The sequence below is a fragment of the Rhizobium sp. SG_E_25_P2 genome, from assembly GCF_029892285.1.
Taxonomy (GTDB): Bacteria; Pseudomonadota; Alphaproteobacteria; order Rhizobiales; family Rhizobiaceae; genus Rhizobium_E.
Genome location: NZ_JARXVM010000006.1, coordinates 153,599 through 170,687, shown reverse-complemented (window position 1 = coordinate 170,687; position 17,089 = coordinate 153,599). Strand labels below are relative to the sequence as shown.

The following is a 17,089-nucleotide window of genomic DNA, read 5'->3' as shown; positions in this document are numbered from 1 at the left end:
AAGATCAGAATCGATACTCGTCATGAAAGGTGCTGCGAATGTCTTCGCGTCTCGATTTTTCTTTCTCCCGCTCGCAAAAAGTTGCGGGCGGCCTCGCTGTGGTGCTGCGGTTTTCGGATGAGGGACCGACGTCCGCACCCGAGGATCTCGATCCGGCTGGCGTGATCGACAAGGCGTCCAAGACAGCCAGGTTCAAGGGCAAGAAATTCGGCAAACTCGATCTTCTCGCGCCGGAAGGCTCGACGGCTGAGCGCATCATCGTCATCGGCCTTGGCGGAAAGAGCGAGTTCGGACCGCTGGATTGGCTAAAGGTGGGCGGCGTCGCGGCGGCGGCGCTCGGAGACGCGGAGAAGGCGGCTCTTTTCCTCGATATCCCGAATCATGAAACGACTGCCAAGAACGCCGCCGATTTCGCGCTCGGCATGCTGCTGCGCGCCTATCGCTTCGATCGCTACAAGACCAAGAAGGACGACGCCGAAGACAACGGCAATGGCGGCGACAAGCCCACCAAGATCTCGGTGGTGACGGCTGTGGCCTCGGCTGCGAAAAAAGCTTTCGAAACCACCGAAGCCGTGGCCGGCGGGGTGATTCTCGCACGCGACCTCGTCAATGAGCCCGCCAATGTGCTGGGGCCGTTGGAATTCGCCGCCAAGGCGGAAGAACTCGAAAAGCTCGGCGTCGAGATCGAAATCCTCACCGAAAAGGACATGCGCAAGCTCGGTATGGGCGCGCTTTTAGGTGTGGCCCAGGGGTCCGTTCGTCCGCCGCGTCTCGTCGTCATGCAGTGGAAGGGCGCAAAATCCAAGGACAAGACCTATGCCTTCATCGGCAAGGGCGTGGTCTTCGACACCGGCGGCATCTCCATCAAGCCTGCCGCCGGCATGGAAGACATGAAGGGCGACATGGGCGGCGCGGCCGCCGTCACCGGTCTGATGCACACGCTTGCCGCCCGCAAGGCCAAGGTCAATGTGGTCGGCGTGATCGGCCTGGTCGAAAACATGCCCGACGGCAACGCCCAGCGCCCGGGCGACATCGTCAAGTCGATGTCCGGCCAGACCATCGAGGTGATCAACACCGACGCGGAAGGCCGCCTCGTGCTTTGCGACGCGCTCTGGTACACGAATGAGCGCTTCAAGCCCGCCTTCATGATCAATCTCGCCACGCTCACCGGCGCGATCGGCGTGGCGCTCGGCGCGCATCACGCTGGCCTGTTTTGCAATGACGACGCGCTGGCGGCCAATCTGTTGATCTCGGGAATCACCACGGGCGAGCGCCTGTGGCGCATGCCGCTGGGTCGCGAATATGACAAGATGATCGACAGCCGCTTCGCCGATATGAAGAACACCGGCGGCAGCCGCCAGGCGGGCGCTATCACGGCGGCGCAATTCCTCAAGCGTTTCGTCGGCTCCACGCCCTGGGCGCATCTCGACATCGCCTCGACCGCCATGGGCGCGCCATCAGACGAGATCAATCAGTCCTGGGGCTCGGGTTACGGCGTGCGGTTGCTGGACGAACTGGTGCGGGCCTATTACGAAGCCTGACAAGTCAAGAGCGGGGCGGACGCGTGGATATTCTCTTCTATCATCTCACCGAGACCAAGATGGAGGACGCGCTTCCGCCTCTGCTCGAAAAGAGCCTTGAGCGCAAATGGCGCGTCGCCGTGCAAACGACGAGCGCCGATCGCGAAGCGGCGCTGGACGCCCATTTATGGACCTATCGCGCCGAAAGTTTTCTGCCGCACGGTCTCGCTTCCGAGGAGATGGCTGACGCGCAGCCCATCCTGATCACCTCCGCGACCGGCAATCCCAACGCCGCTCATATCCGCTTCTATGTCGACGGCGCAGTTCCCGAGGACATTGCGGGCTATGAACGGCTGGTGCTGATGTTCGATGGTCACGACGAGGCGCAACTGGCTGAGGCGCGCGCGCAGTGGAAGCGTCTCAAGGCCAGCGGAGGCCAATTGTCCTATTGGCAGCAGAACAATGACGGCCGCTGGGCAAAGAAGGCCTGATGGGAATTTTCGTCAATCCAGTGTGATCGTGTCTTTCACGCGCGGCCGCATGATATAGGTCTTGCTGTAATTATAGGTCGAGACGCCTGTCACAGGCTCCAACAGGCTGGAAAAGGGCGTGGTCAGCTGATAGGTAGCAACGACGGTCACCAGTTGGACGCCGCTTTGGGCGATCGTGGTCGGAACGGTCACCGGCGAAGCGCTATTCGCGGCCGGCACGGTGTCCTGATAGGATAGGCCCCAATTGACCTTGGCGGACAGGTCGGAGGCCACGTCGACCACCGCGAGCTTGATCTTCAAATTTGTGGTCGAGAACGGCAGGATGATCGTGGTCGAGCCGGTGATGATGGCGGTGGCTTCCGACGTCGTCCAGCTGGATTTCTGGGCGATCATGTCGCCGAGCGTCGAGACGATCTGGTTCATCTTGCGCGACACCATCAGCGCTTGGCCGAAATCGACGGTGCCGGCGAGCAAGGCGACCAGAATCGGAAAGATCAATACGAATTCGATGGCGGACACGCCGGAGCGGTCCTTGCGGAAGCGCCGGAACATCGAGGGCCGTTTTGTCTTCGGGTGCGAATCCGGCATCAGAAGGGCTCGTTCTTGAAGAGGTCTGCGGCGCCCAGCACGTAACGCCCGTCATTCAGGCGGCCCGAAGCAAAAGTGTAGAGCTTGAGCGTCGGATCCCAGGGCAGGAAGGCCTGCACCAGCACATAGTCGCCGGCATTGCCGATATTGAAGGCTTCCGTCACGTTCAGCACGCCGCCCGATGACGGATTGACCTTCGTCACGGAGTTCATGTCGGTGATCACCGATACGCGCACGAGCAGATTGGCCGAACAGGAGAAGGAATAGGACAGTTCCGAGCAGATCGCCGCCTTGAAATTGCTGATCTCCCAGCTTCCGGACTTCGCCGTGCCGACGCGCACCTGGCGAACTGCCTTTTGGACGGCGGAATCCAACGCCGAATCGACGAAGAACATCAAGGCGATTTCGATAATGGCCAGGATGATGACCATGAACGGCAGCACCAGGATTGCGAATTCGATCGCCGTGCTGCCTTTCCGGTTGAGAAGATAGCTGCGAATCCGCCTCATGCCGCCCTCACTGCGTCAACCGAACGGAGCCGAGATATTGGGAAAATATCTTCGCCAACCCGGCCTCGATTTCGTCGGGGTCGTTTGCGGCAAGGAAGAGATCGGAGGAGGTGGCGCAGTCGGACAGCGCAGTGGGAATATAGTTGCGGCGCGTGGTGGTGGACGGCACGCCTGTTTTCAGCGTTCCGCCCCATACGGACGTGAAGCCGCTGGTGGCCATGGTTTCCCCGACTGTGCCGTTGTAGCCCCAGTCCTTATCGATGGAGAGATACTCTGTGTATAGAACTCCGACAGTGGCGGTATTGGTTTTCATATCCTGGCACCAGCCCGGATTCAGGGGGGAAACTTTCGGTTGGTCGGGGAAATAGCTTATATTGTATTTGATGCAGGTCGAGCCGGAAGAGGCCACGCATATCCAAGTGCCGTCTTTCGTCGCGGTGCCGTTGTTCGTCGTCACCCAACTGCGTTGAGATTGCACGCCGTCGGTTAGAATCAGCACGAGTTTGAGCGGTGAACTCTCAGAACTGCCGTCCCCAGCATTTCCGACAAGTTCCGCCAAAGCCGGAAGCGACTTGTCGAAATATGAATAGGCAATCGATTTCGCACTGGTTAGGTCGGTGTCGGTTTTCAGAGCATTGGTTGCCGCCGACATAGAGTAAGTCGGCGCGAGTTCCTCCGTGGCGGTGGAGCCGAGTGTGTAAAAGCCGACCCTGATGCGCAAACCGGTGGGATCTGCAGCCTTGATGAGATCGACGACTTCCTGGGCGGCCGTGACTGACACATCGGCGCGCAGCGTCACGCCGAGAGCCTTTGCGGTATTGTAGCGCAGCGCATAGCTTTTGCCGTTGACAGTCCACGGGCCGCCTTCCTTCTCATGGCAGGCGAAGTTACAACCTGTCTTGTTCATGAGGGTCGTCTGCCCAGCGCTCGTCGCCGCCAGCAGCATCGAGGCGGATTTGTCGAGCGCTATGTAGACGTTGAGATAGGAGGTCGCCGGTCCCGCCACGGCGGCGGTCACCTGGACGCTGACATTGTTGACGCCGCCGATCTTCATCAGCGTTGTGGGAACTTCCCCATGGACGGTCGCCTGGATGGAGCGGTTTGTTTTGCTGATCGCGATCGTGTCGGTGTCGACCCTGTAGGAAATACCAGCCGTTCTTCCCTGCGCGTTGAACCAAACCTTGACGCGCTCCTTGATATTGTCTTCGGTCAGCGTGTCCACTTCGCGGACGGCGGCGATCAGCGCCGCGTCGAGGTCGTCCTGCATGCGGTCGCGGATATTATAGGCGCGGACATAATCGATGGATGCGCCCACGCCGATCAACATCGGAACTGAAATGAGAGCGAATGTCAGCGCGAAATTGCCGCTGCGATCTGCGCCGAAAAGCGCCGCTGCGCGTGCGGCGGCGCTTCGGTAACGGCGCAACATGCCTGTCAGCAAAGGGCTCAAAATATCACTCCGGAAAAATACATTCCGAAGTGATCATGACGCCCAAGCCTTGCCATTCGGTTAAGACGCCCCGTTTCAAGCCGATCCGGGGCGGCTGTTGTCAATCGTGAAAGGCGTCGACGATCTTGCGGCGGCCGAGCATGAAGGCGTCGGCGACATGCGTCAGCGGCGCGATGTCGCAATCGCTGACGCCGGCTGTGACGATCTCGGCGAAGCGCGCATAGAGATTGGGATATTCCATGATCGGCCCCTCGAAGGCGAGCGCGCCGTCGATGAACAGCTTGCCGCCGCCATCCGCCAGCCGCATCTTGCCGGCTTCGGTTTCGGCTTCGATGTCCCAGCTTTGCGGACCAGTCTGCCGCCAGTCGAATTCCGCCGAGACGTCAGGCTTGTCGGCGTTGGAGAAGCGCATGCTCGCGGCGATGGGGGCGGCGCGATTTTCCGGGAATTCCAGCTCGGCTTCGGTGATGAAGACGGGCTTGGGCAGAATATGGGTCAGGATCGACAGGGCGTTGATGCCGGGATCGAACACGCCGAGGCCGCCCGGCTCCCAGATCCAGGCCTGACCCGGATGCCAGTGGCGCACATCTTCCTTCCAGTTGATGAACAGCGACTTCATCGGCGACGCTGCGAGGAAGTCCTTGGCCGCTTCAACGGCCGGCGCATAGCGCGAATGCCAGCTGGCGAACAGCGACACGCCCTGGGCTGCGGCGATGCGCTTCAGGTCTTCCACTTCGGAAATTGTCGCGCCCGGCGGCTTTTCCATAAACACATGCTTGCCGGCGTTGAGCGCGGTCAGCGCCGCCTCGTAGCGGAACTGCGGCGGCATGCACAGCGACACCGCCTCGATCTCCGGCATGGCCGCGAGCATGTCCTCGATCGATTTGAAAGCCGGCACGCCGTCCACCGTTCCATGACGGCTGGCGGTGGCGACGAGGGCGAAGTCTCCGTTTCCAGCGATTGCCGGAAGATGCTGGTCGCGCACGATTTTACCGACGCCGACGATTGCGAGCTTGATGGGGGCCATCTGTCTGTTCCCGAACTGAGTGTTTCCTGGAAAAGTATGATTATTATTCGCTCTTACCAGAATGCCGCCGCCGGGCAAGCGCCGAGCCGAGGAAGCAACTGGTAAAACCGCGCCTTTTGTGATGCACTGCCAGAACGGGAGTGGCAAGCATGATCAGAAGGGCGACAAAAACCGATCTCGAGGCGCTGGTGTCCTGGGCGGCGAAGGAAGGCTGGAATCCGGGTTTGGGCGATGCGGACGCATTCTGGCGCGCCGATCCGGATGGCTATTGGGTTGATGACGTCGATGGTGAGATCGCAGCAGGCGTTTCGCTTGTGCATCATCATCCCGACTATGGTTTTCTAGGCTTCTACATCGTCTTGCCGCAGTTTCGCGGGCAAGGCCTCGGCTTCCGCCTATGGAGCCAGGTGCTGGCGATGAGCCCGGCGCGCACTGTCGGGCTCGACGGCGTGGTGGCGCAGCAGGAAAACTATCGCAAATCCGGCTTCGCCTATGCCCATGCCAATGCCCGTTATGGCGCGAAACTTCTTCTGGACGCGCCCATGGATCCGCGAATCGTTCCGGCAGCCAGCGTGCCGACGGACGCTTTGGTGGCCTATGACGCCGCCTGCAATCCGGCCCCGCGCCAAAGGTTCATCACCGCCTGGCTCGATGCATCCGCCGACGCCAGCCATGGACGCGCCGCGCTGGTGTTCCGCGACGGTGGATCGATCAGCGGCCTCGGCGCCATCCGCGCCTGCGGCTCGGGTTTCAAGATCGGTCCGCTTTTCGCCGACAGTCCCGAGATCGCCGACCGGTTGTTCCGGGCGCTGGTGGCCGGCGTCGGCGGCGGCGACATCTATCTCGACATTCCCATGCCCAATCCCGAAGCAAGAGCGCTCGCCCTGCGTTACGGCATGCAGCCGGTGTTCGAGACGGCGCGGATGTATCGCGGCCATTATCCGGAACTGCCGCTCAGGCGCATTTTCGGGGTCACGTCCTTCGAGCTCGGCTGATGACGCCGGGGATGTCGCGGAGAATTCACGGGACTGCGGTTTAATCCGAGGCGCCGCACCCCATATCATAAGAGAGGGGCGCTGACAGGAAAGGAACTGCAATGTCCGAACTCATTGTCTTCGGCTATGACAGCCAGGCTCAAGCAGAGGAGGCCCGCAAGGGGCTCTTCAATCTCTCCCGCGATTATCTCGTCACCGTCAATGACGCCGTCGTCGCCACTGCGGAGCCGGATGGCGAGATCAAGCTGCACCAGATGGTCAATCTCTGGGCGCTGGGCGCCTCCGGCGGCGCCTTCTGGGGCTTGTTGGCCGGCCTTTTGTTCTTCAACCCGCTGATGGGCGTAGCCGCCGGCGCGGCGTCCGGCGCGCTTGCGGGCGCTTTGACCGATTACGGCGTCAACGACAAGTTCATGAAGGATGTCGCCAGCGTCCTGCAGCCGGGCCAGGCGGCCTTGTTCCTGCTCGCCGAGCGCGCCTCGTCCGATCGCGTGATCGAGGCGATGAGCGCCCATGGCGGCCGCATCATCCGCACCAATCTCGATCGCAGCCAGGAAGCGCGGCTGATGGAGATTTTCGACAAGGCCCGCCGCGAGGTCGCGCCATCTCCTCTGGCCGACGCCGAGCCCAACCGTCCAGACGACGGAACTCAGCCGCTCTGACCCGAGACGGCGCCGTCAGGCGCCGAGCTCTTCCAGTTCGGTCGACAGGAGCAGCCATTCCTCCTCAGTGTCGGCGAGCTTCTTGGCGGCATTGGCGCGCGCCTTGGTGAGTTCGCCGGCCCGGGTGGGATTCTTGGCGTAAAGCTGGGGATCGGCGAGTTCGGTGTCGATGCCCTGGATCAGGCGCTCGATCTTGCCGATCATCGCCTGCAATTCCTCGACTTTCTTGCGCAACACCGCCGGATTGCCGCGCTTGGGCTGGGCGGGCGCCGCGGCCTGCGGCGCAGGCGTCTCTTCCTTTTCCTTGCGCGGCTTCTTGTTCGAACCCACGACGATGTCGCGATATTCGTCCATATCGCCTTCGAACGCCTTCACCGTGCCGTCGCGCACGATCCATAGACGGTCGACAGTCGCCTCGATCAGGTAGCGGTCATGCGAGATCAGGATCACGGCGCCGGAATAATCGTTCAGCGCCTCGATCAACGCCCGGCGGCTGTCGATATCCAGATGGTTGGTCGGCTCGTCGAGAATCAGCAGATTGGGCGCTTCGAAAGCGGCGATGCCCATCAGCAGACGCGCCTTTTCACCGCCCGAGAGATCCTTGGCCGCCGTATCCATCTTGGCGGTGGCCAGCCCCATCTGCGCCACGCGAGAACGAACCTTGGCTTCGGGCTCCATCGGCATGAGGCGGCGGATGTGATCGACGGCGCTCTGATCCGGGATCAGGTCGTCCAGCTGGTGCTGCGCGAAGAAGCCGACCTTGAGATTCGGCGCAGACGTGACCTTTCCGCCCAGCGGCGCGAGCCGCCCGGAGATGAATTTTGCGAAGGTCGACTTGCCGTTGCCGTTTGAGCCGAGCAGGGCGATGCGATCATCGGTGTCGATGCGGACATTGATGTTTTTGAGAATGGCGTTGCCCGGCGTGTAACCCGCCAGCCCGCCTTCCACCGCAATGATCGGCGAGGCCGCCTCGCGCTTGGGGTCGGGGAAGGAAAAGCCCTGGACATGGGAGTGCACCACGGCGGCCACGGTGCCCAGTCGTTCCAGCGCCTTGATGCGGCTCTGCGCCTGCTTGGCTTTCGACGCCTTGGCCTTGAAACGGTCGATGAAGCTCTGCAGATGCTTGCGCTGCACCTCGTTCTTGGCCTTGGCCTTGGTCTGCAATTCCTCGGCTTCCGCCTTCTGCCGTTCGAACTGGTCGTAGGGGCCGCGATAGAAAGTGAGCTTCTGCTGGTCGAGATGCACGATCGAATTCACAGCCGAATTCAGCAGATCGCGGTCATGGCTGATGATGATGACCGTATGCGGATAGCGGCGGATATAATCTTCCAGCCACAGAGCGCCTTCGAGGTCGAGATAGTTGGTCGGTTCGTCGAGCAGCAACAGATCCGGTTCGGAGAACAGCACGGCGGCGAGCGCCACGCGCATGCGCCAGCCGCCCGAAAAGCTCTTGGCGGGTCGGTGCTGGGCCTCTTCGTCGAAACCGAGGCCGGCGAGAATGGAGGCGGCGCGGGCTTCGGCCGAATAGGCGTCGATGTCGGCGAGCCTGACCTGGATCTCGGCGATGCGGTGCGGATCTGTGGCCGTCTCGGCTTCCGCCAGCAGGCTGGCGCGCTCCTTGTCGGCTGCGAGCACGATCTCGATCAGCGGATCGTCGGTGCCCGGCGCTTCCTGCGCCACCTGGCCGATGCGCGCGCCCCGGGGCACCGAGACGTCGCCGGATTCGGGCGCCATCTCGCCGGTGATGATCTTGAACAGTGTGGATTTACCCGCGCCATTGCGCCCCACCAGGCCGGCTTTGACGCCGGTGGGCAGGGAGACGCTGGCGTCGTCGAGAAGAAGTCGCCCGGCAATGCGGGCTGTCAGTCCTGAAATCGCGATCATGCCCGCGCTTTAGCGGAAAAAAGCGGTGAGGGGAATATGGCCTTCGCGCTCTCCGTCACATCCACTCTTTGCCGTCGCTGCGAATGAAATACACCAGATCGAGCGCCAGGCTCGGCTTGCCCTGACTCGTCAGCATCATATGGCACTGGCCGCGATGATGGGTCTGGTGGTTGAACACATGGGACAGGGCGCCGCTCAGCTTTTGCGTGACGGTCTCAGTCGAACTCACCGGCGTATAGGTGAACCGTCCCGCGATATCGGTCTCGGACAGGCTGTCTATCCAGCCGATGATGCGTTCATCCTCGGCGGCGCGCGCCTGTCGAAGCGCTGCGAAATCGTCATACAGAATGGCGTCCAACTGGGTCGGCGCGTCGCCCGCGCCGGTGAAGCGCTTTTGCCAGATGCGGTCGGCGGCGAGGATGTGGTTGAGCGTGGCGTGCAGCGAGCCGAAAAAGGCGCCGGTGGACGCGCGCCGCTCCTCTTCGCTCATCGCTGCCGCCGCATTGTAAAGCGTTGTGTTGGCCCAGCGGTTATAGGCGGCGAACATACGAAACGTATCGATCATGGCGCGTCTCCCCTTTGAGAGGATGCATAGCGCGAGGTTCCATCAATCTGAAGTCGGGTCTGATATGAAATCTTCTGATGGCCCCGGTTGGTCGTAAGTCTGGCGGGGCCGGCTCGTCTCCGGCCCCGCTCTGCAGTCAGCTTCAGAATTCCTCCCAGCTCGCAGCGGTCTGCTGCCCGCCGAAGGCGGCGGCGATTTTGCGTCCGAGCCGGCGCGCCGGAGACGATGCGGACGGGGCGGGCGCTGCTTCGGTCCGTCGCGCGGCGGCGTTCGCCTCGATCCGGAACTGGCCGATCAGCGCGTTGAGCGCCGCCGCCTCCTTGGCGAGGTTGTGGCTGGCGGCCGTGCTTTGCTCCACCATGGCGGCATTCTGCTGCGTGCTCTGATCCATCAGGTTGACGGCGCCGTTGATCTCTTGGATGCCGTTGGACTGTTCGCGCGAGGATTCGACGATCGCCTCCACCAGACGGTTGATCTGCTTGACCTCGTCGACGATGGCTTCCAGCGACCGACCGGTGTTGTCGACCAGCGCCACGCCGTTGCGCACCTGATCGCCTGAAGTCATGATCAGCGACTTGATTTCCTTCGCCGCCTGAGCAGAGCGCTGGGCGAGTTCGCGCACTTCGGACGCCACGACGGCGAAACCCTTGCCGGCTTCGCCGGCGCGGGCGGCTTCGACCCCGGCGTTGAGCGCCAGCAGATTGGTCTGGAAGGCGATCTCGTCGATAACGCCGATGATGTTGGAGATTTCCGCCGAGGATTTCTCAATATGTTTCATGGCGGCCACCGCGCTGCGGACGATGTCGCCGGCCTTTTCCGCGCCCTGGCGGGTGCGGCTCACCAAAGCGCCGGCTTCCTCGGCGCGACGGGCGGAATCCTTCACGGTCGTGGTGATTTCCTCAAGCGCGGCGGCGGTTTCCTCAAGCGACGAGGCCTGCTGCTCGGTGCGGCGCGACAGATCGTCGGCGGCGGAGCGGATCTCGTTTGCGCCGCCATCGATGGCGCGGGCGTTCTCCGCCACATTTTGCAGCGCCGCTTGCAGGCGACCCACCGAATTGTTGAAATCATGCCGCAGGCTGTCGAGATGGGGGACGAAGGGCGTATCGAGGCGATAGACCACATCACCCTCGGCGAGTTTTGCGAGCCCGTCGGCCAGTTGGTCGACAACGAACTGGTTATCGGCGGTTTCTCGCGCCTTCTGCGCCTCGCGCGCCATGCGCTCCTGTTCGGTCAGCGAGCGATTGGTCTCCGCTTCCTGTTCGATACGGGCCTTTTCAATGGCGTTGGACCGGAAGACAGCGACGGTCTCCGCCATCTTGCCGATTTCGTCGGCGCGGTCCGTGCCCGGGATGTCAGCGGATGTGTCGCCGTCGGCCAGGCGGCGCATGGTTGACGTCATCCGGCGGATCGGGCTGGATATGCTGCGCGCCACCAGCCACATGCCGAGCATGCCGGTAATGACGATCACGGCGGAGACGATCGCCTGCATCAATGTGTCATGGCTGTTGCGCGCCGCGAGCTCCGCGTCAAGCGCCATGGCTTCGGCCAGCGCCACCGGTTTGGGAACCGAGATCATCACCGACCACGGCGTTTTCGTCCGGCCAATCTGGATGGGCGCGAAGGCGCGGAACGCGTCAGCGTCGAGCTTCACGCTGTTCTCTCCGCTTTCCGCTGTTTTCAGGGCGTCGGCAAGGTCGGGCCTGTTCTCGTCGAAGGGACGGCCGATGGCGTCCGGTCGCTCGCTGGAGGCGACGATCAGACCCATATGGCTGATGATCTCGACCGAGACCTTGCCGCCATAGAGAGAGGCTTGCACCTTTTCCGCCAGTTTTTGCACAAAAGCCAGATCGAAATCCGCGCCGACGACGCCCTTGAACGCGCCGTCGATCGTGATCGGCGCCGACATGGTGGCGAGAAAAACATTCTTGCCCTGAACAATATAGGGCAGGGGATCAAGGATGCTCTCGCCCTTGCCCTCCTGCGGGCCGATATACCACCCGCCTTTCATCACGCCATTGGGATGCAGGTCGCGGCTGTCATATTCGACCAGCGGCTGAAGCGCGATCTTGCCGCCGGCGTCGCGCGTCCAGTAGGGCAGGAAGCGGCCCGTCGCGTCGGAGCCCGTGTCGCGCTTGTCGACGAAGTCGGCGTCGCGCCCGTCGAGCGCGTTCGGCTCCCAGGCGCTGTATGTGCCGTTAAAGCCGGTATTGTCCTTGAGCACATGAAGGAGAATGTCGTTGAACCGCGCTCGCCGCAAAGGCTCGGGAATGCCGCCCGCCGCCTCGGGCGTCGCCAGCGCCTCAAAACCGCGCGCCATCGTTCTGGCGGCGTCGAAGGCGCCGTTCAGCGTCGCCTCGATCGCGCCGGCCTGCGCCGATGCGATCGTCTTCAATTTATCCTTGGTGAGATCTTCCGTCAGGCGGCCGACACGCTCGGCCACGAATGCCTGACTGCGCGTGGTCGTTGCCATGTTGTAAGCCACCACGCCGCCGGTGGCGGCAATGACGCACAGGCCGGATAAAAGCGCGATCTTTTGCTGAATCGATGTGAATTTCATGTCTGCCCCTTTGCTCGATACGGCGCCCTAGTCGGCGCCGGAATTGGGAGCTAGTTCCGCCTGTAGCGTATTAAGAACATCATAATTTTCTAATATTTATGTGGAGTTCTGTCGCAAAAATGAGAAAAGATCCAAATAATTGATTATATTCAATTATTGAACGCAGTCCGCACCACGCGCGCGCCTGCGAGCCAGCTGGCTGTCGCGCCGCCGCGAGCTGTCATTTTCACTCATCCTGGCACGTGCGGGGGAGGGCATAACGGGGACGCGAGGTCTGATATGACAAGTTTTTATTGGACGATGTCGCCTGCGCTTCGCATTCTCTCTTGACGCGAACAGGAGGCCATTGATGAAACTCTACACACTCTGCGGTGAAAACCACGACATCAGATTTTCCCCTCATGCCTGGAAGGCGGTGATGGCGCTTCGCCACAAGGGCTTGGCCTTTGAAGAGGCGCCGACGCCTTTCACTGCCATTCCAAAGCTGGAAAACGGCTTCTCGCCGACCGTGCCGCTGTTGAAGGATGGCGAGAGGCTTGTGCGCGACAGTTTTGACATCGCCGTCTATCTCGACGAAGCCTATCCGGATCGACCATCGCTGTTCGGCGGCTCGGCCGGTAGGGCGCTCAGCCGGACCATCGAAGGCTTCTGCCAGTTCGTCATCCATCCGGCGCTGATGCGCATCATCTTGACCGATATCCATGATTGCCTCGCGCCGGAGGATCAGGCCTATTTCCGCGCGAGCCGCGAAAACCGGTTGGGCAAATCGCTCGAAGCCGTGGTCGCCGAGCGCGAGCGGGAGATCGAAGCCTTTCCCGCCAAGCTCGACCCCGTGCGGCACGCGCTCAAGCATCAGCCCTGGCTCGGCGGCGAGGCGCCGCTGTTTGCGGATTACATCGTCTTCGGCGCGCTGCAATGGGCCCGCATCGTCTCCCCCGTCAGCCTGTTGCAAAACGACGATCCGGTGGCAGACTGGTTCCAGCGCTGCCTCGATCTCCATGACGGCGTGGGACGGGCGGTCGCCTCGGCGGCGTAATCGTCCTCGCAAACATGTGACAAAGCCATGATATTCCCTCTTTGAGGGACTGTGTCGGCCTCTACCCCTTGTTTTCGCGGGAGAAGGCGGCTATTGAGCCGCCCACCCAAGGAAATCAACCGATAGAGGATCAAGACATGGCGATTGAACGCACCTTCTCGATGATCAAGCCGGACGCAACCAAGCGCAACCTGACGGGTGCCATCACCAAGATGCTCGAAGACGCCGGCCTGCGCGTCGTCGCCTCCAAGCGCGTCTGGATGAGCCGCCGCGAAGCCGAAGGCTTCTACGCTGTGCACAAGGAGCGTCCCTTCTTCGGCGAACTCGTCGAAGGCATGACCTCCGGCCCGACCATTGTGCAGGTGCTGGAAGGCGAAAACGCCATCCTCAAGAACCGCGAAATCATGGGCGCCACCAACCCGGCCAACGCCGATGAAGGCACGATCCGCAAGACCCACGCTTTGTCGATCGGCGAAAACTCCGTGCACGGCTCCGACGCTCCGGAAACCGCTGCTCAGGAAATCAAGTACTGGTTCTCCGACACTGAAATCGTCGGCTGAATTCAGCACGCGGAGTTATCTCCGGTGTGAATTTTCGAACCGCTCGCGAGGCAATTCGCGGGCGGTTTTTCTTTGCGCCCGATTGTCTGGCGATGCGCGCTATGGAACTGTGCAGCGCAACAAATCCGCAGCCGCCGCCGAGGAGCCGCCATGCCCACAATATCAGCCAATCCCTATCCCTGGCCGCATGACGGCGTGATCGCGCCCGAGACGACGGCGCTCGTCGTCATCGACATGCAGCGGGATTTCTGCGAGGTCGGCGGTTATGTCAGTTCCATGGGCTATGACGTCGAGCCCGCTCGCGCGCTTATCCCCCGCATTCAGGCGGTGCTGGCGGCCATGCGGGCCTGGGGCGGACTGGTTGTGCACACCCGCGAAGGCCATCGCCCGGATCTTTCCGATCTGCCGTCACAGAAACGCTTCCGCTCGGCCAATGGCGGCGCGGAAATCGGCAGCCAGGGTCCGCTCGGCCGGCTGTTGGTGCGCGGAGAAGCGGGTTGGGACATCGTGCCCGAACTCGCGCCCGCTTCCGGCGAGCCCATCATAGACAAGCCGGGCTTTTCGGCCTTCTACGCCACCGATCTTGAGCGCATCCTCACCGCCCGTGGCGTTCGCCGCCTGATCGTCTGCGGCGTCACCACCGACATTTGCGTCCACTCAACCATCCGCGACGCCACCGAGCGCGGCTTCGAATGTCTGCTGCTGGAGGATTGCTGCGCGGCAACCGTGGCGTCAAACCATGAAGCGGCGCTGGAGACGATCCGCTCCGAAGGCGGGATTTTTGGCGCGACGGCGAGGAGCGGGGACGTGATCGACGTGTTGAGCGCGGCTATCCCTGCGCCCCACACGCCTTTCTGAATTTCACATGGCCTGTCGCGTCATAGGCTGTGGGGTTCTTGTCGTAAGCGTTGCCGCGCACCAAGGCCTGCTCCGGCATCACGGTCTGGTCGAGCGTCGAGGCCAGCGTGGTCTTGATCCTCTGCATTTCCTTGCCATCGGGCGCGCGCAGGGTGATGGTGATCGCATAGGGCTTGTCGGCGACGATGCAGTCGAGATCCGGGCTCTGGAAATCGATGCGGGTCATATTCGGGAACACCTTCTTGGTGACCGACAGCGGCGGCCCGCCGGCGGGATTTTCGAATTCAGCTGTGACCATTGATCCGTCCGGCACATCGGCGAGCCGGTTGAGGTTGAGGGTGTAATAGGCTTTCGAGAGCCGTACATTGAAGATGAAGATCTTGCCGTTGATACTGAGATAGTCGTTGGCCTCGCGCTGGCAGCCGGCGAGCATCAGTGCGGCGAGCGCTGTGAGCAGCATGCGGTTCATCCGTCTTTCCTCTTTTTTCGTTGGTAGTGCAGGCGCGCCTTGGCGCGGTTGCCGCAGACGGCCATGTCGCACCAGGCGCGGCTCTTGTTCTTGCTGCGGTCGATAAACAGCCAGCCGCAATTCGGGCAGATCTTCAGCCTGTCAGGCTCAGGCATGGCGATCAGCCGCAGCGCGGAGCGCGCCGTGGCGAGATCGACGGGTTCGGGCGTGCCGTCGGCGGCATGGGCGCGGAAAATGCGGGCGATGGCTTCCAGCAGTTCGGCGAGCAGCACGGGGTCGTCGCGGCGCTCAGCCGCCTTGAGCCGATAAAACGCATCCACCTTCTCACGCAACTCCAGGAAATGACTCTGGTTTTCCATGCTCACCGGGGCAAGCCGGGTGAAGTCGTCTCGCTCGGCGCATAGGACTTCTGCCGCGGCCGGAAAGGCGCTGAGATGTTCGGGCGCAGCGAACCGGTCGAGGCGTTTGTCGGGATCTGCACGGAGGATGACGCTGTTGGCGACATCCAGCGCCAATGCGCCGCCAGAAAAACGGTGAGGGGTCCATTCGAAGCTCATGGCAAAATAATAACTAGCAAAAGACGTATTGCAAGTTATATTTGCGCATGCTCACCGCCTCCGATCTCGCCTATTGTGTCCAGCAGATCATCAACGCCGCGCCGATCTCGGCGCTCTACGCGTTGCTGGCCTTCGGCTATTCGCTCAGCTTCGCGCTGACGCGGCGGCCGGATTTCACCATGGGCGCGCTGTTTGCCTTTACCGGGCAGGTGTTCATCTTTTTCACCGGATTCGGCTGGACGGCGCTGTGGCTGACCTACCCCGCCGCTCTCGGCTTTGGAGCGATCGTCGCGCTCATCTATGGAGTCCTGGCCGGCGGCGTCATAGGCTGGAAGATCACCGGACCGCTGCAGGCGCGCGCGCCGACCTCGGTCATTCCGGCCTCGCTCGCGCTGATGATCGTGCTGATGGAACTGGTGCGCATCGCCGCCGATAGCCGCGATCTCTGGCTGTCGCCCTTTCTCAACCAGCGTTTCATTCTCTGGGCTGGCGGCGGATTTCCGGTGTCGGTGACGCTGATCCAGAGCCTCGAGCCTGCGCTGATCGCAATCATTCTCATGGCGGGCGCGCTCTACCTCGCCCGCAGCGCCGCAGGGCGGGCCTGGCGCGCCGTCGCCGACGATCCGCTCGCCGCGGAACTCCTGGGCGTAAATGCGCGCAAAGTCGTGGTGCTCGCCGGTCTCGCGACGGCAGTCGCCGCCGGGCTCGCTGGCCTGCTTGCCTCCGCTTATTATGGCTCGATGGATTTCGGCTCCGGGCTGATGTTCGGGCTGAAAGTGGTGATGATCGCCGCGATCGGCGAACAGACCTCTCCGAGCCGTTGCGCGCTCGGCGCTGTCGTGTTCGGTCTGGCCGAGACCTTCTTCGGCGCCTATGTCAGCTTCGAATGGCGCGATCTCGCCATGATGGGCATGCTGGTCGTCTTGGCGGTGACGCTGCGCCGGGAAAGCCGGTTATGATGGACGGTCGCCATCGAATTGTTCTGAGCCGGGCAGGGGATCCAGCCAGCGCTCGCGGCGTCGAACCCACAATTCATAACTTGGAGCAAGGTCGGTGGGCGCCTCGTCCAGGCTGCCGAAGCGGATTTCCGCTTCTTCCGTCGTGACCGTGAACAGGCGTCCGCCGCAAAGCGGGCAGAAGCTGCGACCCTGATAGGTTCGGATCTCGCCCTGATAGCTCAGGGCGTCGGCGCGATAGATGGCGTAACAGGCAAAGGCTGAGCCGCTTTCCTTGCGGCAATCCAGGCAATGGCAAATGCCGACCCGCAGGGGCTCGCCAGTCACTTCATAACGCGCTTCGCCGCACAGGCATCCGCCTTGTCTTTTGCTCATGATCTCTCTCCTGTCATGCACAGAAAATCGGGA

Annotated in this window: 18 protein-coding genes; 8 read left to right on the top strand and 10 right to left on the bottom strand. The window is 62.1% G+C overall.

Translation table 11 applies throughout. The features are described from left to right. Positions 1-38: 38 nt before the first annotated feature. Complete coding sequence (locus M2360_RS10935; RefSeq protein WP_280775158.1) at positions 39-1,541, top strand: leucyl aminopeptidase; 1,503 nt, start codon at positions 39-41, stop codon at positions 1,539-1,541. Between the two features lie 23 nt (positions 1,542-1,564). After that, a complete protein-coding gene (locus M2360_RS10930; protein WP_280775157.1) occupies positions 1,565-2,011 on the top strand; it encodes a DNA polymerase III subunit chi in 447 nt (148 codons plus the stop codon). 12 nt (positions 2,012-2,023) lie between these two features. Here M2360_RS10930 and M2360_RS10925 read toward each other — a convergent pair whose 3' ends face one another. The 4 genes from M2360_RS10925 to M2360_RS10910 all read right to left on the bottom strand — a co-directional run bounded on the left by M2360_RS10925 (position 2,024) and on the right by M2360_RS10910 (position 5,585). Further along, positions 2,024-2,599, bottom strand: a complete 576-nt coding sequence (locus tag M2360_RS10925) for a pilus assembly protein (RefSeq protein ID WP_280775156.1) — start codon at positions 2,597-2,599, stop codon at positions 2,024-2,026. Further along, positions 2,599-3,108 carry a pilus assembly protein gene (locus M2360_RS10920; protein ID WP_280775155.1) on the bottom strand — a complete coding sequence of 170 codons (510 nt, stop codon included), beginning with the start codon at positions 3,106-3,108 and terminating at the stop codon, positions 2,599-2,601. Before M2360_RS10920 ends, M2360_RS10925 begins: the two co-directional genes overlap by 1 nt. 7 nt (positions 3,109-3,115) lie before the next feature. Next, positions 3,116-4,558 (bottom strand): TadE/TadG family type IV pilus assembly protein, encoded by a 1,443-nt coding sequence (locus M2360_RS10915; protein WP_348529546.1) that lies wholly within the window; start codon positions 4,556-4,558, stop codon positions 3,116-3,118. Between the two features lie 100 nt (positions 4,559-4,658). After that, positions 4,659-5,585, bottom strand: coding sequence for a Gfo/Idh/MocA family oxidoreductase (locus M2360_RS10910; RefSeq protein ID WP_280775154.1), 927 nt, complete (start codon positions 5,583-5,585; stop codon positions 4,659-4,661). Positions 5,586-5,734: 149 nt separating this feature from the next. Here M2360_RS10910 and M2360_RS10905 point away from each other — a divergent pair, with 149 nt between their 5' ends. Beyond that, positions 5,735-6,580: a GNAT family N-acetyltransferase gene (locus M2360_RS10905; RefSeq protein WP_280775153.1), complete on the top strand. Its 846-nt coding sequence runs from the start codon at positions 5,735-5,737 to the stop codon at positions 6,578-6,580. A 101-nt stretch (positions 6,581-6,681) separates the two neighbouring features. After that, positions 6,682-7,239 (top strand): DUF1269 domain-containing protein, encoded by a 558-nt coding sequence (locus M2360_RS10900; RefSeq protein ID WP_280775152.1) that lies wholly within the window; start codon positions 6,682-6,684, stop codon positions 7,237-7,239. A 15-nt stretch (positions 7,240-7,254) separates the two neighbouring features. Here M2360_RS10900 and abc-f read toward each other — a convergent pair whose 3' ends face one another. The 3 genes from abc-f to M2360_RS10885 all read right to left on the bottom strand — a co-directional run bounded on the left by abc-f (position 7,255) and on the right by M2360_RS10885 (position 12,245). Beyond that, positions 7,255-9,123, bottom strand: a complete 1,869-nt coding sequence (abc-f, locus tag M2360_RS10895; protein WP_280775151.1) for a ribosomal protection-like ABC-F family protein — start codon at positions 9,121-9,123, stop codon at positions 7,255-7,257. Between the two features lie 55 nt (positions 9,124-9,178). Continuing rightward, positions 9,179-9,688, bottom strand: a complete 510-nt coding sequence (locus M2360_RS10890; RefSeq protein ID WP_280775150.1) for a DinB family protein — start codon at positions 9,686-9,688, stop codon at positions 9,179-9,181. Positions 9,689-9,830: 142 nt separating this feature from the next. Then, complete coding sequence (locus tag M2360_RS10885; RefSeq protein ID WP_280775149.1) at positions 9,831-12,245, bottom strand: methyl-accepting chemotaxis protein; 2,415 nt, start codon at positions 12,243-12,245, stop codon at positions 9,831-9,833. 349 nt (positions 12,246-12,594) lie between these two features. On the opposite strand from M2360_RS10885, the gene M2360_RS10880 reads away from it, so the two are divergent. The 3 genes from M2360_RS10880 to M2360_RS10870 all read left to right on the top strand — a co-directional run bounded on the left by M2360_RS10880 (position 12,595) and on the right by M2360_RS10870 (position 14,699). Then, positions 12,595-13,281, top strand: coding sequence for a glutathione S-transferase family protein (locus M2360_RS10880; RefSeq protein WP_280775148.1), 687 nt, complete (start codon positions 12,595-12,597; stop codon positions 13,279-13,281). Between the two features lie 137 nt (positions 13,282-13,418). Continuing rightward, positions 13,419-13,841: a nucleoside-diphosphate kinase gene (gene ndk / locus M2360_RS10875; protein ID WP_280775147.1), complete on the top strand. Its 423-nt coding sequence runs from the start codon at positions 13,419-13,421 to the stop codon at positions 13,839-13,841. Between the two features lie 150 nt (positions 13,842-13,991). Beyond that, positions 13,992-14,699, top strand: a complete 708-nt coding sequence (locus M2360_RS10870) for an isochorismatase family cysteine hydrolase (RefSeq protein WP_280775146.1) — start codon at positions 13,992-13,994, stop codon at positions 14,697-14,699. On the opposite strand, the gene M2360_RS10865 is transcribed toward M2360_RS10870, so the two are convergent. Both M2360_RS10865 and M2360_RS10860 read right to left on the bottom strand, forming a co-directional pair. Beyond that, positions 14,671-15,168 (bottom strand): lipoprotein, encoded by a 498-nt coding sequence (locus M2360_RS10865; protein ID WP_280775145.1) that lies wholly within the window; start codon positions 15,166-15,168, stop codon positions 14,671-14,673. The two genes, M2360_RS10870 and M2360_RS10865, sit on opposite strands and share 29 nt — an antisense overlap. Then, on the bottom strand, positions 15,165-15,725 hold the full coding sequence (locus M2360_RS10860; protein ID WP_280775144.1) for a CGNR zinc finger domain-containing protein: 561 nt from the start codon (positions 15,723-15,725) through the stop codon (positions 15,165-15,167). The genes M2360_RS10865 and M2360_RS10860 overlap by 4 nt, the downstream gene beginning before the upstream one ends. A gap of 47 nt (positions 15,726-15,772) precedes the next feature. Between M2360_RS10860 and M2360_RS10855 the strand changes: the two genes are divergently transcribed. Continuing rightward, on the top strand, positions 15,773-16,684 hold the full coding sequence (locus M2360_RS10855; RefSeq protein ID WP_280775143.1) for a branched-chain amino acid ABC transporter permease: 912 nt from the start codon (positions 15,773-15,775) through the stop codon (positions 16,682-16,684). Here the strand turns inward: M2360_RS10855 and M2360_RS10850 are convergent. Continuing rightward, positions 16,679-17,056: a GFA family protein gene (locus M2360_RS10850; RefSeq protein ID WP_280775142.1), complete on the bottom strand. Its 378-nt coding sequence runs from the start codon at positions 17,054-17,056 to the stop codon at positions 16,679-16,681. The genes M2360_RS10855 and M2360_RS10850 overlap by 6 nt on opposite strands. Positions 17,057-17,089: the final 33 nt, after the last annotated feature.

What these genes read in the sequence shown, in the direction of transcription:
- M2360_RS10850 (WP_280775142.1), bottom strand. Translation starts at nt 17,056, where the DNA reads ATGAGCAAAAGACAAGGCGGATGCCTGTGCGGCGAAGCGCGTTATGAA.
- M2360_RS10890 (WP_280775150.1), bottom strand. Translation starts at nt 9,688, where the DNA reads ATGATCGATACGTTTCGTATGTTCGCCGCCTATAACCGCTGGGCCAAC.
- ndk (WP_280775147.1), top strand. Translation starts at nt 13,419, where the DNA reads ATGGCGATTGAACGCACCTTCTCGATGATCAAGCCGGACGCAACCAAG.
- M2360_RS10910 (WP_280775154.1), bottom strand. Translation starts at nt 5,585, where the DNA reads ATGGCCCCCATCAAGCTCGCAATCGTCGGCGTCGGTAAAATCGTGCGC.
- M2360_RS10920 (WP_280775155.1), bottom strand. Translation starts at nt 3,108, where the DNA reads ATGAGGCGGATTCGCAGCTATCTTCTCAACCGGAAAGGCAGCACGGCG.
- M2360_RS10855 (WP_280775143.1), top strand. Translation starts at nt 15,773, where the DNA reads ATGCTCACCGCCTCCGATCTCGCCTATTGTGTCCAGCAGATCATCAAC.
- M2360_RS10925 (WP_280775156.1), bottom strand. Translation starts at nt 2,599, where the DNA reads ATGCCGGATTCGCACCCGAAGACAAAACGGCCCTCGATGTTCCGGCGC.
- M2360_RS10870 (WP_280775146.1), top strand. Translation starts at nt 13,992, where the DNA reads ATGCCCACAATATCAGCCAATCCCTATCCCTGGCCGCATGACGGCGTG.
- M2360_RS10905 (WP_280775153.1), top strand. Translation starts at nt 5,735, where the DNA reads ATGATCAGAAGGGCGACAAAAACCGATCTCGAGGCGCTGGTGTCCTGG.
- M2360_RS10880 (WP_280775148.1), top strand. Translation starts at nt 12,595, where the DNA reads ATGAAACTCTACACACTCTGCGGTGAAAACCACGACATCAGATTTTCC.
- M2360_RS10860 (WP_280775144.1), bottom strand. Translation starts at nt 15,725, where the DNA reads ATGAGCTTCGAATGGACCCCTCACCGTTTTTCTGGCGGCGCATTGGCG.
- M2360_RS10935 (WP_280775158.1), top strand. Translation starts at nt 39, where the DNA reads ATGTCTTCGCGTCTCGATTTTTCTTTCTCCCGCTCGCAAAAAGTTGCG.
- M2360_RS10865 (WP_280775145.1), bottom strand. Translation starts at nt 15,168, where the DNA reads ATGAACCGCATGCTGCTCACAGCGCTCGCCGCACTGATGCTCGCCGGC.
- abc-f (WP_280775151.1), bottom strand. Translation starts at nt 9,123, where the DNA reads ATGATCGCGATTTCAGGACTGACAGCCCGCATTGCCGGGCGACTTCTT.
- M2360_RS10885 (WP_280775149.1), bottom strand. Translation starts at nt 12,245, where the DNA reads ATGAAATTCACATCGATTCAGCAAAAGATCGCGCTTTTATCCGGCCTG.
- M2360_RS10900 (WP_280775152.1), top strand. Translation starts at nt 6,682, where the DNA reads ATGTCCGAACTCATTGTCTTCGGCTATGACAGCCAGGCTCAAGCAGAG.